The organism is Ignavibacterium sp., from assembly GCF_025998815.1.
Taxonomy (GTDB): Bacteria; Bacteroidota; Ignavibacteria; order Ignavibacteriales; family Ignavibacteriaceae; genus Ignavibacterium.
The window spans coordinates 1,623,782-1,637,569 of record NZ_AP026678.1 but is presented as its reverse complement, the minus strand read 5'-3'; the positions used below and the strand labels follow the sequence as shown (position 1 = coordinate 1,637,569).

9 protein-coding genes are annotated in these 13,788 nt (G+C 31.2%); 6 read left to right on the top strand and 3 right to left on the bottom strand.

Annotated elements, in window-relative coordinates; genetic code table 11:
* Window positions 1–33 precede the first annotated feature (33 nt).
* From Q0X14_RS07035 to Q0X14_RS07020, 4 genes are read left to right on the top strand one after another with little or no spacing between them, the layout of a single operon-like run.
* Window positions 34–1,548 carry a glycosyltransferase family 39 protein gene (locus Q0X14_RS07035; protein ID WP_297844373.1) on the top strand — a complete coding sequence of 505 codons (1,515 nt, stop codon included), beginning with the start codon at window positions 34–36 and terminating at the stop codon, window positions 1,546–1,548.
* A 48-nt stretch (window positions 1,549–1,596) separates the two neighbouring features.
* Complete coding sequence (locus Q0X14_RS07030; RefSeq protein WP_297844371.1) at window positions 1,597–2,112, top strand: hypothetical protein; 516 nt, start codon at window positions 1,597–1,599, stop codon at window positions 2,110–2,112.
* Between the two features lie 16 nt (window positions 2,113–2,128).
* A complete protein-coding gene (locus tag Q0X14_RS07025; protein WP_366522800.1) occupies window positions 2,129–2,755 on the top strand; it encodes an ATP-grasp domain-containing protein in 627 nt (208 codons plus the stop codon).
* A 6-nt stretch (window positions 2,756–2,761) separates the two neighbouring features.
* Window positions 2,762–3,445: an HAD family hydrolase gene (locus Q0X14_RS07020; protein ID WP_297844368.1), complete on the top strand. Its 684-nt coding sequence runs from the start codon at window positions 2,762–2,764 to the stop codon at window positions 3,443–3,445.
* A gap of 1,164 nt (window positions 3,446–4,609) precedes the next feature.
* On the opposite strand, the gene Q0X14_RS07015 is transcribed toward Q0X14_RS07020, so the two are convergent.
* Entirely contained in the window at window positions 4,610–5,518 is a 909-nt protein-coding gene (locus Q0X14_RS07015; protein WP_297844365.1) for a glycosyltransferase family 2 protein, read from the bottom strand.
* A 543-nt stretch (window positions 5,519–6,061) separates the two neighbouring features.
* On the opposite strand from Q0X14_RS07015, the gene Q0X14_RS07010 reads away from it, so the two are divergent.
* Together Q0X14_RS07010 and Q0X14_RS07005 are read left to right on the top strand one after the other, a co-directional pair.
* Window positions 6,062–6,988: an SGNH/GDSL hydrolase family protein gene (locus Q0X14_RS07010; RefSeq protein WP_297844363.1), complete on the top strand. Its 927-nt coding sequence runs from the start codon at window positions 6,062–6,064 to the stop codon at window positions 6,986–6,988.
* A gap of 1,392 nt (window positions 6,989–8,380) precedes the next feature.
* Window positions 8,381–9,472 (top strand): DNRLRE domain-containing protein, encoded by a 1,092-nt coding sequence (locus Q0X14_RS07005; RefSeq protein WP_297844360.1) that lies wholly within the window; start codon window positions 8,381–8,383, stop codon window positions 9,470–9,472.
* A gap of 1,696 nt (window positions 9,473–11,168) precedes the next feature.
* On the opposite strand, the gene Q0X14_RS07000 is transcribed toward Q0X14_RS07005, so the two are convergent.
* Both Q0X14_RS07000 and Q0X14_RS06995 read right to left on the bottom strand, forming a co-directional pair.
* Window positions 11,169–12,374, bottom strand: coding sequence for a peptidoglycan bridge formation glycyltransferase FemA/FemB family protein (locus Q0X14_RS07000; protein WP_297844358.1), 1,206 nt, complete (start codon window positions 12,372–12,374; stop codon window positions 11,169–11,171).
* Window positions 12,375–12,787: 413 nt separating this feature from the next.
* Window positions 12,788–13,477 (bottom strand): hypothetical protein, encoded by a 690-nt coding sequence (locus Q0X14_RS06995; protein ID WP_297844355.1) that lies wholly within the window; start codon window positions 13,475–13,477, stop codon window positions 12,788–12,790.
* Window positions 13,478–13,788: the final 311 nt, after the last annotated feature.

Sequence of the window (13,788 nt, the reverse complement as noted above, 5' to 3'; positions counted from 1 at the left end):
TGCACTATTGGCATTCACAAATGAAAATTATTTATGGACACTAATTCTCTAACTTCCCGAACAAATTCAAAAAAATATCTCGCCTTGATAATTTTTATATGGGTGATTATACAGTTAACCATTTCTTTACCGGATTCATTATTAAATGATTGGATGAGCTGGAGACAGGCAGATACTCAAAACATTGCACGTAACTTTTATAAAAACGGTGAAAGTATTTTTTATCCTCAGATAAATTGGGGTGGAAATGGACCTGGTTATGTTGAAAATGAATTTCAGCTTTACACTTTTATTATCTCTAAGATTTTTCTGATAACAGGAGAAAAAGAATTTCCAGGTCAGCTGCTTAGTCTTCTATTTATAATTATTACAGCAATCTTTATTTATAAAATTGTCCTTTACCGATTTCAGAATGAAAACGCTGCATTATTCAGTTCTATAGTTTTTCTAGTATCAAACGGACCAGTTCATTTATCCACTGCTATTATGCCCGATGCTCTTTCAATAATGTTCTACTCAATCGGCTTTTATTCATTTATAAAGTTTGTGTATGAACAAAAAAATATAAATTTATTTTATACTATTATTTTTACTTCACTTGCGGGACTTGTAAAACCACTTGCATTAAATCTCGGAATAATTCAATTCTTTATTTTATTCCTCGGGAAAAGAGAAATGCTGAAAAACTTCAAAGTTTGGTTAGCCTGGATATTTATTGTCTTGATAGTTGGTGGCTATATGTACTTTTCCTATAAATTATATCTTGAATATGGAAATACATTTGGTGTGATTGGTGGAGAGAAGAAATTTCCAACTTTGCACGGACTTACAGTTCTGATTCATTATCCAAAACTTTTTTATATGTCAGTTGTATGGGGTCTTGGTATCACGGGTTGGTTTTCACTTATCTATCTTTTAATTAAAAAGAAGTTTACAAGTGTTGAATGGGCAATGCTAATAGGAAATGTGATTGCCGTATTTGTAGCAATGAGATATATGGTTAACCAGGGTTTTAGTCCTCATTATTATATTTTTATGTGTTTCTATGGCTCTTATTTATCCGGATATACCTTTAAATTATTAAAGGAAAACATACCTGACAAAGAAAAATCCAAAAAGTTTAATATTGCAGTCGCAATTCTGATTTTAATAGTGTTTTCTACTCACTTATATCACCGGACTCATCCATTAAGAATTCACTATCATCCTAATGTAAATGAGATTGGATTTAAGTTAAAAGAACTGGCTGAACCGGGTAGTTTAATTATAGTCAGAAGCATTGCAAACGAACGGGAACGAAGTACGTGGGGGAATAGAATTAACAATTTTGAAGATCCAAGAGTATTTTATATTACAGATTTACATGGCTGGTCTATTCCGAGAGATGATAAAGGATATAAAAGAATTAAAAGTTATGTTGAAAAAGGTGCCAAGTATTATGTTGAGCCATTCAGGAATGCAGTTGATAAGGAACTTGAAGAATGGTTAGACATAAATTCTTATAAAATATATGCTGATTCTAATGGAAGAATTTATAAATTTAAATAAAGTTTATTAGAATAATTGCAAATCACTCAATCTTAATTTTGAATTATATTGAACGATAACAATAAAATAAAAATACTTCTTACCAACGGATGGGATCGCATTGCTTATAATGTATTGAGAGGATTGGCAAAAGAAAATCTGAAAGTTGCTTTTGGCACCGATAATCTACTCGGGATGGGATACTATTCCAATCTTGTTGCTGCAAAATTCATTCATCACAATTATAAAATCTCGGAATCTTTATTTATTGATGATTTATTGCAGGCAATAGAAAAATTCAAACCGGAGGTATATCTACCAACAGGGGAAGAGATTTTTGCAGTCTCAAGAAATATCGAATCAATCCGCAAAACTGGAGTACATATCCCGATTTCAGATATTCAAATTCTCGAGTCACTTAACAATAAAACGATTTCTTTCAGAATAGCTGAATCAGCAGGTGTACCAATTCCCGAAACCATTATACCCCAAGGTGAAAAAGATCTTAATGAATTTATTAATGAAACCGGATTGCCTGTAATAGTAAAAAAAAGGTTGGTCCAGATCTGCCGAAGGCGTATGTAAATTAGATAAAGAAAATATTCACAATATTAAAGCTATTCTTAAAAAATATAATCTGGAATATGGAAAATTCATTGCACAGAAATTTGTGGTTGGCTCAACTTATGGTGTTTCTTTGTTGATGAATAATGGTGAACCCAGAGCGATTTTCACGCATAAAAGGATTCGTGAAAGAATAAGAACCGGTGGACCAAGTACATTACGAATCAGCTCAAAAAACGAAATATTGGAAAACTATGCTATAAATCTTCTCAAATCTGTCAGATTTCATGGCGTAGCAATGATTGAATTTAAATATGATGAAAAAACAAAAAAAGCATGGTTTATTGAATGCAATCCGAGATTCTGGGGTTCAGTTGGACTCGCGATTAATTCCGGTGTTAACTTTCCTTATCTTTTATATAAAATGGCAAAGGAAGGAGATGTTGAACCTGTGAATACCTACAAGGAAGGAGTAGTGGTTGAATGGTGGCTTGCAGATAAAATTGCTCAAATGAAAAATCTTTTCTCTTTGAATGGAAATTTTAAGTTTAAGTTTAATTCGAAAAATATTGACTGCTATGATGATTTTTATAAAGATGATCCTATTCCATTCTTCGCCTGGATATATCTTTTAGCAAGAAGAAAATTTGTAAAACTAAGGTAAAAAGCATTGAATCTGTTAGCCTTCGATTTTGATAAAACCATAACGATTTCAGATATAATTCTGCCTCTGTGCAGATACTTTAGCAGACAAATTAAATCTTCCAATACCTTCTTCATTATTCAGATTTATTATATTATCTACAGATTTGGTCTAATAAGCAGCAAACGATTCAAAGAAACAACAATTAAACATTTATTGAAAAATAAGTCAACTGAAGAAATAGAAAATCTTGTTACGGAATTTTATAAGTTAAATTTGGAGAAATTGTTCAATCCTGAAATTATAAATCTGATTAGTGAGCAGCATAATGCCGGAAATAAAATAATTATTGTTACATCTAATCTTGATTTATTTATCAGACCAGTTATGAAGTTATTGCCAGTTGATGAGGTATTTGGTACTAGAGTAAAAGTAATAAACGGTAATGTGGTTGGTATGATTGAAGGAGAGAATTGTTCTGGACGTTTAAAGGTAGAAGCAATAAAACAATACACTCCAAAATTTCAATTCGATAGAATAATTTCCTATGGCGATTCACCCGGTGATTTTGAAATGCTTAAATTTTCTGATCAGAGCTTTATTGCTGAATATAAGTTTGACTCACTCCTAAGTAAATTAGCTTGCAGAATAAAATACCTTTGCGGCAGAATTTGCAGAGATGGATTTAAGGTGGTATTCAAAAAATTTTAGCCACTAATTTCACGAATTATCACGGATTGATTTGCCCCTCCAAACATCTCCAAATAAGGAAGGGCCTCACCCAAACTCTGCAAGGAGAGGCTTTTAAATTTTTCTGTGTTAATCTGTGGTTTGAAGAATCTTTGCGTTTATTGTGGCTTTGCGTGAAAATAATATCACTCCTTCTGGGTTTTATTATGCTCGGTTGCTCGAATTGGTCTATAAATATTTCAATCCTATCGGGATTTTCGAATAATATTCTAATCAGATTAATTTTAATCTAATTCGTGACCAATTTGTGATAATTCGTGGCAAAAAAATCTGTGATAATCTGTGGTTAAATAATTAACAGGAAATAGAACATAGATTAAACTGATTTTTACTGTTTAATTGCAACGTATAAGTTATGTATATCCCGATCGAATTTTAATATCATAGAATTGATTAATAAACTTCCAATGACGATTGACAAATGACGAATAACGAATTTAAATAATCCCCGAAGGGGAGAAATTATTGTAACAAGAAATCACAACACAACAACAAAACCCTGAAGGGGTGACATTATTAGTAAATAAAATAATGAACTCATCCTAAATCCTTCTCTTGGACTTGTCCGCCTTTGGCGGAAGAGAAGGACTTGTTGGTAGTTTGAACAAGTATCGTTGATGCTATCGTATTTTTTAAAATGTAGGGAATGGACTCTGTCCATTCCGAAGGAGGGGAATTTCCGGAAGCGATGAATAATGAATATCGAATATAGAATAATGAATCAAGAATTTTTCTATCCCCGAAGGGGAGAAATTGTTTTAATAATAATGTATCAACGACAAAACATAATCCCAATAGAGATGAAATTATTGATACAAATTTTTTTATTGAAGATTGTCTGAAAGATTAAAAACAATGTCATCCCTACGGGATTTCGGTTTAGATTATTATTGATTATTCTATAATAATATTATCCTGTTGGGATTATTAAGGGGTTTTGAATTATGAATATTGAGATTATGAACTCATCCTAATCCTTCTCTTAGACTTGTCCGCCTTTGGCGGAAGAGAAGAACTTGTTGGTAGTGTGGACAGGTATTGGTGATGCTATCGGATTTTATAAAATGTAGGGAATGGACTCTGTCCATTCCGCAATTTGGCTTTTGAGTAAACTTCGTGAGTAATCTAAATGGTTTTTAAGGGTATCTTTGTCCGAAATTTATTACGGATTTTTTTAATCAGGCCCTTAAAAATGAAGGGATAAGCTTTAAAGAAAAATTTTATTGAATCTGAAATTATTCCATTTGCCAATGCTTTAAATAACCAATAATAACAAGGACCTCCGATGATTGCATGTCGCTCAAATTTTCTTTCATCTCCGCCTGCAAATATTCCTTCCTTTTCTTCCAATATCAGATAATTCAGACTTTTAATTACGCGTCTTAAATTCTTTACACTATTCTCAGAGTGTGTTCTATATGCAAATTGAAAAGGTTCGAATATTATTATCGTGGGACTTATTGTTCCGGCTCTTAACATAAAATCAAGGTCATCGAGAAAAAATATACCCTTCGGTTCATAAGGTCTGAACATTCCAACTTTATAAAAATACTCTTTTTTAATTACGATCATACTTGAGGAAGAGTAAACTGTCCTGTCCTTAGAAAAATAATCTTTAAAAACAGCATATTTAATAGAATCTTTATTGCCATTTAGTACATTGCCTGGGAGATGATAAGAAAAATGATATGGCTGACCCAGAACAAGTGGTGGAAATTTTTCATTTTCAATCACTTTGTTATAAACCTGCAGAGTCCAGGGAAACATTAAATCATCACTATCAAAAAAGCAGAAATAATCTCCACTGGCAATTGCAGCCCCTGCATTTCTGCTTTTTTCTGAACCCGAATTCTCTTTATGAAGTACTTTTATTCTGTTTCCATACCCATTGAGTATTTCTTTAGTATTGTCTGTTGAGCCATCATTAACAACAATTATTTCATAATCCTTAAAAGTCTGGTTAAGGGCTGAGTTTATTGTCTCAACCAGCAAATCTGAGCGGTTATATGTTGGAATTATAATAGAGAAACGCACAAAATTAAATATTTAATAATAGTTAAACCTTTTAATGAATTAGTCTATTAAGGGAATAAATATTAAATGGTTTTTAATATGATATTAATAATTTCTATCTTAATCTAACAAATTATTTTGGTTGAGTAAAAATTATTTTCTTAAAAATTTGTAAAAATATAATTTAAAAGATATGAAGTATAATCTCTATTTATGACATTTAACTTTAATTTTGAAAGCACCTAAGGTAGTCATAACCAAATTTTCAGCATAGTCTATAAAATAATCTATTAAAAGCATATGCATAATTCAAAGAAATACTATTCGATTCCGTCTTTAATTTCTATTTTTATTTTTTTGTTACTGAGCGGGTTTATCTACAGGGGGTTTTTTTATCCTGATCAAATATTTCTAAATGCTAACCCACTCTATAAAACGATATCGATAGCAATTCTTATTATCTTTCCCATTTTAATCATACTATTGGTTTTTATTTTTTTAAGAATAATTCAGGGAAAGACAAAATTATCGTCGCTTCTGCTAACCCTGTTCACAATATTTCTGATGATACTACTTGTTTATCCGGTTGGGGAATATTTTTATAAAAAGAGATATAGAATGAGTCTTGAAAAGTATCATACTTTCCTTCAACTTAAACCAAATATTCCTGATTCTGTTTCGGATCACAATCTTAATATTTTTTGTCTGGGTGGATCAACAACTGAATTTAAAGATAAAAATGGAAGAGACTGGCCATCACTTACAGAAAAGGTGATTAAAGAAAGATATAAAATTGATTCTATAAAATTTTATAATCTCGGAAAACAGTGGTACACAACTCAGCATTCATTGATTAACTACATCCAGAATCTGAGAAAGTTTAAACCAGATGTTTTATTGGTTATGCATAACATTAATGATTTACTGGTTAATGCGGATTTTTCAAGGTTCAGTAATGGTGCATTCAGAGAGGACTATGGACATTTTCTTGGACCAGAAGCGCTTATGATTAAGTATGGTAGTCTTGCTGAATTTATTTATAATAACTTTAAATTACTTTGGTATAGACCCAAACCTTTTGATGTTGATACAGATTATTTCCCCGGTCTTAATTCTTTCAAGAGAAATCTTACAACAATTATTGAATTGGCAAAGTTAGACGGGACGAAAGTAATTCTTATGACTCAGCCAAATATTTATAAATCAGAAATGAGTGATAAAGAATTAAAATCTCTGACTATGTTAAATAAGGAAGCGATTGGTGATGGTAAAAGATGGACTTATAATACCGCATTCAGAGGAATAGAAGCTTATAATAATGCAATAAAAGAAATTGCTATTTTGATGAATGTACCTCTAATAGATCTTGATAAAGTGGTTCCTAAAAATCTTGAGTATTTTTATGATGATGTTCATTATAACAGTATAACATATGACCTGATCAGTTCGTTTCTGGCTGATGAAATTATAAAAATACTACAAGATAGGTGAGAATTATGTGGTTTGAAGATTATAGTCCGTGTTTGTTTCGATAGCCAGGAAGTTGGATAAGGAATATTGAACAAGGAATTATGAATATAGAAATTATGAGCTCATCCTAAATTCTTCTCTTAGACTTGTCCGCCTTTGGCGGAAAGAGAAGGACTTATCGGTAGTGTGAACAAGTATCGTTGATGCTATCGTATTCTTTAAAATGTAGGGAATGGACTCTGTCCATTCCGAAGGAGGGGAATTGCCGGAGGCGATGAATAATGAATATCGAATATAGAATAATGAATCAAGAATTTTTCTATCCCTGAAGGGGAGAAATTGTTGTAATAATGATGTATCAAAAATAAAAAAGAACCCTAGAGGGGTGAGATTATTAGATTTCGAATTCTGTGAATCCAAATAGATACACATCCATTAATATTAATAATATCATCCCTTCGGGATTTTGTTTCAGATTATTACTGATTATTCTATAATAATATCATCCCGTTGGGATTTACATTTAATTCATTCATTTATAACTCTCTATAATATTAGCATCCCTTTGGGATTGGGGGCAATTTTTTTGATCAGATGTGTTACAATAATGTCATCCCTTCGGGATTTCGGTTCAGATTATTAATGATGATTCTATAATAATATCATCCCTTGGGGATTAAATTTTGAATAATAAATAATAAACTTCAAATTATGAACTCATCCTAATCCTTCTCTTGGACTCGTCCGCCTTTGGCGGAAGAGAAGGACTTATTAGTAGTGATAACAAGTATTTGTGATGCTATCGGATTTTTAAAAATGTAGGGAATGGACTCCGTCCATTCCGAAGCAGGGGAATTGCCGGAGGCGATGAATAAAGAATATCGAATAAGGAATTATGAATTTAGAATTTCTAAACTCATCTTATATCATTCTCTTAAGCTTTTCCTGATCTTGCGAAAAGAGAAGGACTTGTTGGAGATGATAATTAATATTTGTATCGCTGCCGTGAGATTTTTCATCAGTACAAGTCATAACAAATCATAAGAATCTGCGTAATATTTTGAATGATTAATATCGACTTTGAATCTAACAGTAATAAAAGTTGTAAAAGTTCATCTAATTCTTGAAAAATGATTAAATGTAATTTTTTTAAGTTCTTTCGCATTTCTTAGTCATTATTAGCATTAAATTTTTGCAAAATACTAATAATATGCAGAATGAAGGCTATTTCCGTATTATTGGCTCACAATAAGAATTTATGACTATTTTCTATCCAATCTGAGATTTTGTTAAACTGTTAATTAAAAATTATTCAAAAATTTAGCTAAATCGTGGCTTAATAATTGACTTCATAAATTTTCAGAGGGTTTTCACTAATTAAATAAATCATCACCAACAAAATGGAGTCGCTTTATGAAGTTGCTTAAATTATTTCCAGCATTATTAATGCTGACATTAGGGCTTTTGATTATTGGCTGTAATGAAAAGCCAGATATTACAAGTCCGCAAAATGATTTTTCAAGTGTCAAGAAAATTGTAATACCGCAAGGTGCTACAATAGACTATGCCAAGTTTTGGATTTATTCGACAGCACCTAAAGGTCATTACACGTATGCCCACAGAATAACTGCAGATTGGACGGAGTGTGATGTAACCTGGAACTCGTTTGCAAATTCATTCGATCCAACTGTTGTGGATTCATTCCTTAACAATTCAACTGGCTGGAAATCCTTGGAAGTTACAAGTTTAGTTAATGATTGGCTTAATGGAAGTGCACCAAATTTCGGTATTCTTCTGAAAGACAGAACAACTGACCCGGGATATACCTGGCAGCGTTCGATGTACGATACCCGTGAGACATCAAACAAACCATATCTCGAAATTTGTTATACATATAATGGAGTTCAGACCTGTACAACAGATGTTGCTATTGCTGATGTATACATTTGGCAACTGAATCCCAACACAAACTATTGCACACAAACTACACTTTATACCGGGGCTCGTCAGGTTAATCAGGAAAAATATTCCCTGATTCGATTTGAGCTTGAATCACCACCACCAGTTGTTTATGACTGCGAAACAGCTTATGCTTATGGACAGGGAAATAGTCTGCAGACTTTATGTTTTCTGAATATTTCAAATAAGAATGGAAAGAACTGGGGATGGACAAATAAAATCTCAGAAGGAACATATAACTGGCCAATTTATGCAGGTGCCGGACAATGTGATATTAGTAAAGGAACATTAGTAGGAACATTAAATGTAGTTTACTCAGGCGGCACTGCTACAATTACTTATAATGCTCTTCCTGGTTTTATTATAGGTGATACTCATGTATGGGTTGGACAAGGTTCTAATTTACTTCCCAAAGCACCAAATGGTAAATGGACTTCGGCCCCGGGTCAGTTTAATTATAATGGACAAAACCCCGTTGTTGTAACTGGTTTATCAGGTGATATATGGATTGCGGCACATTCAGGTGTTTGCTGGGCAAGACAATAAAATCCTATCAATAATAAATTTTATAGAAAAAGGCTACAAAACTTTTGTAGCCTTTTTTAATTAATGAACACAAAGAAAAAACTAATTCTTAATTTATTTAATAAATATCTTTCTCAGAATATTACTAAAAAATTCTTTTTACATTATTTAATATTATATTAAAGAGTACTTGCCGGAAATTCAACGAAGAATTTACAGATTATTCTAGTTAGATAATTTTCGATTAATCGAGCCCCCCTATGGCGGGTACCAGGTATAATATATTTATAATACCGATAATAAAATTGTTTTTCAAAAAATTGATTAGCTACCTTAAGGCCGGAGGGATTTTTTAAAAATTTTTTCAAGAAGGAATTACCTTTCAAATCTGTTATTGATGAAATCTCAAAAAATCTGAACTTAAATTTTCTTTTACTAGCTAATAGTTCAATGGATTATGTCCTGTGTTTTGGTAAAAATCTTAAAAAGAAACTCTTAAATTATAATTTAGTTCAAATAATTGCTGGACAGTAGAGAATATATTTTGCTTAAGGTAAATAAATTTTAACAGCAATTTCTGGCTAGAGCGTTATTAGCCTCCAGCAATAAAACATAGATCGCTCTTTCTAGTAAAAAGTAAAAAAGAACAATTTTATTTAACTATGCCTGAATACTCGTAAAAAACATGAAAAATTTGCAAAATGAATTATAATATATTTATTGCCATTATCCTTCTTGTATATAAAAGTGAACGCACATAAACCTATCATCAGGAGATTTTTATAAAGCTAAAGATTTTTCTGCATAACCCGTCCCCGATCCCAAAGTTAAAGCTATATCTGATAATTTATTGGCCAGATTCAAATAAGGAATGAATTTTTGTAAATAATTGATGGAGATGTTGTATTATTTAATATTATGTATGATTTAGACTATGTCTGTTCTCAACCTTTTTGGCTTTAATTCCAGATTTTTAACTATAGGGAGAAGTGAATGATTTATTTCGAATTTCTAAATTCGTCCTAATCCCTTCTCTTAGACTTGTCCGTCTTTTGTGGAATAAGAAGGGCTTTGTAGGAGATGATAATTAATATTTGTGTCGCTGTCGTAAGATTTTTCATCAGTGCGAGTCATAACAAATCATAAGAATCTGTGTACTATTTTTAATAATGAATATCGAATATCGAATTATGAATTTTGAATCTAAAATTTATAATATCCCCAAAGGGGAGAAATTATTGTAACACGAACGCCTCTCAACAACAAACCAAAAACCCAGAAGGGGTGAAATTATTGGATATCGAATTTTGTGAATCCCAATAGATACACATCTATTAATAATGTCATCCCTTTGGGATTTTGATTTAATTGTTTCACTTATAAATCTCTATAATAATATCATCCCTTCGGGATTAAATTTTGAATAATAAATAATAAACTTCAAATTATGAACTCATCCTAATCCTTCTCTTGGACTTGTTCGCCTTTGGCGGAAAAGAAGGACTTGTTGGAGATTAAAATTAATATTGTGCTACTGTAGTAAGATTTTTCATCAGTACCAATCATTACAGAACATAAAAATCTGCGTACTATTTTAAATAATGAATGTTGAATAAGGAATGATGAGTTTAGAAGTTATTTGCTATTATATTTAGCTAAATCAGAAATACTTAAGAAAATAAATTTAATATTGGATTGGTAATTAGCTCTGTGAACTTTAATGAGCATTAAGGTTAATGCGGAATTTTTTCTTTAGTATTAGTTTACTTTTGTTCAAGCTTAGGTAAAATTTATATAATGCCCTTAAAACCGGGTTGGGAATATGAACAACAGAATCAGGTAGTCGTCTAATATAGCAGCCAAAACCCATCTTGTAAAAGGTAGCTGATTTGAGTTCTTTCTCATTAAGATTTTTATTTAATGAAGAAAGTTTTTCGGCGGTTGATAAATTGACTCCTCCTAAGTTATACTTTTTAAATCCTTTCTGCTTAGCAATTCGAATTAACTCCCAGTGAAAAATGTCATTGGGCTTAAATTTTGCATATTTACCTGACCAACCAAATTTCCATGGAATAAAGCGATCCTGATATTCAAAAGCAAGAATTGCAGAAACAATTTCATTGTTGATACTAAACAAGTATAGATTCAGCAAGTTTTTGTAATGATAATAATTCCATATTTTCTTTACCATAGCCAAACTTGAAGGATTTGGCTTCACATTATTCCTTTGACAAGTGTCAGACATAAGTTTAAAGAAGGTTTCAAGATGTTCCTCACCTCCTTCAAAAATGTGGTAATTATAAGTAGTTCTCTTGCTGATATTCTGCCTTCGCATTCTTAGCATATTCTTTAAAATTGTATTTTCATCTGCTGATAAGTCCATCTCAGCTTCTGCATTTATCACATTGAAAAAAATATTCCTATCAAATCGGGTAGTTAATTCATCAACCAGAATATTGTTATTGAATGGTGGGCTTATTATTGCTAGTCTAATTCCTATCTTTTTAATAATAATCCTAAAATCTTCAATTAATTTTTTTACAAATTCATAATTCTGAATCTGTGTAACAGGGGCGTGATTCAAATATGCAATCTTACCGATAAAAGGAAAATTTTTAATTAAAATTTGATAGCCCCCTATTATTATGTTGTCTTGTGTGTAAATAAATCTGATAAAATCCCACCCTTCTGAACTCTTAACATCAGCCCACCCACTTAATTGGTGCAGGCAGCTGTCGTTTATTCCAGTGACAAATTTATCCCATTCATCATCAATCAGAATTTTAGACTCATAAACTTTGATTACTTTATCATCAATTATAAATTGATTAAAGAAAGAATAAGATTCATCAGTCCGGACATTATTTATAGGTTTAATGTCTTTTACTAACTCTTCTGATAATGATTCTCTTGTAAGTTCCATTGTAAATTTTCAAATTATAATGACTCACCCTATCAAATTAAGGAGGGATTTCTATTATTACTGAGATATTAAAAATAATATGCCAGCGTAAATGCTTAAAAACTCATTTAATTTAACAACAATTGTCTTAATTTAGGAATTTGTTTTTCCATTGAAGCAAAAAGTTTCAATAATATAGCGATAATTAAAGCAGAATTCATTAATAATTCTTGAGGGTTTAATTAAACACTTCAAAAGACTATTCAAATATAAAAATCTAATTGATGAGAAATGACGAGATATAACAATTATTAGGAATTATAAATAAATTTTAATTAAAGAGTATTTCTGAAAATATAAATGGGATAATTTAATTTTTGCATTATATAAAAAGCTTCCCCTTATTGAGGTAGGGGAAGCTATTTTATTTGATACTAAGAACTAAAGAAAGTAGTTGAACGATTTACTGGTAAATTATTATCATCCAGTGTTATCAAAGCAGAAAATACTTTCTTAGAATTGTAGTTCTGTATCAAATCACCATAAGTCTGGGAGATATCAATATCAAATGTTAGCACTTCGGAAAGAATAAGAACCTGAGCATCAGATTGAATTGTGATGAGTTCAAATGCATTTTTGTTCTTATCTACCGGGTCTGCTAATAATATGATTGATATCAATTTAATTTTTTTATCGAATTCCGGATTAAGCAAAGGAATATTATTTAGTGCCTGAATTTTGACATTAATATTTCCGGAAGTCACAGTATTCGAAATGATTATGGCTTTGAATGAATTTTCATCAGGAGTTATCCGGGGATTGGATGATATACCATCAGCCGTAATGTAGCCATAATTTTTTTGAACCAGAAAATTAAATAAACGGGTAACGGTCGGAAATTCTGTTTTCCAGATTTTTTTAAGATCGTTTACCCGATTGATATTTTTTGCAAGTTTTACTGCTAACGAGAACTTTATAGTTCTCTCACGGAATCCCTGAGTATCAGGCTTTTTATAACTTGCAGGTTTCTGGGCAATATAATTTGTTGTTCCAATTTGTCTGAATACTGCATCTCCGAAAGCACCGGAGATATTGCCGAATAATTTCTTTTTTAATCTAGCCATTTTAATTCTTTCCTTTCTAAAAATTTTTAGTTAAACTTTACAACTATTGAATTAAATCATAATATTTTTTTCTAATAGCTGTCTTAATTTTCAAATAATTAATTCCTTAAATTTTATTTAAGCAGAAAAGTAATTGTTGGTGAGCGCATTGTATAAACTTTGACTTTAAATCCTGTTATAATACGCAGGATATTTATGCTAAATGGTCTCGCACATTCGAGAGACCATTTAGTGACTTTAAACCGACTTTGCAGTGACTTTAGAACGACTTTAGTAATAAGCACTGCCTTACGCTGTCTAAAAAGTCTCAA

What these genes read in the sequence shown, in the direction of transcription:
- Q0X14_RS07005 (WP_297844360.1), top strand. Translation starts at nt 8,381, where the DNA reads ATGAAGTTGCTTAAATTATTTCCAGCATTATTAATGCTGACATTAGGG.
- Q0X14_RS06995 (WP_297844355.1), bottom strand. Translation starts at nt 13,477, where the DNA reads ATGGCTAGATTAAAAAAGAAATTATTCGGCAATATCTCCGGTGCTTTC.
- Q0X14_RS07000 (WP_297844358.1), bottom strand. Translation starts at nt 12,374, where the DNA reads ATGGAACTTACAAGAGAATCATTATCAGAAGAGTTAGTAAAAGACATT.
- Q0X14_RS07010 (WP_297844363.1), top strand. Translation starts at nt 6,062, where the DNA reads ATGATACTACTTGTTTATCCGGTTGGGGAATATTTTTATAAAAAGAGA.
- Q0X14_RS07035 (WP_297844373.1), top strand. Translation starts at nt 34, where the DNA reads ATGGACACTAATTCTCTAACTTCCCGAACAAATTCAAAAAAATATCTC.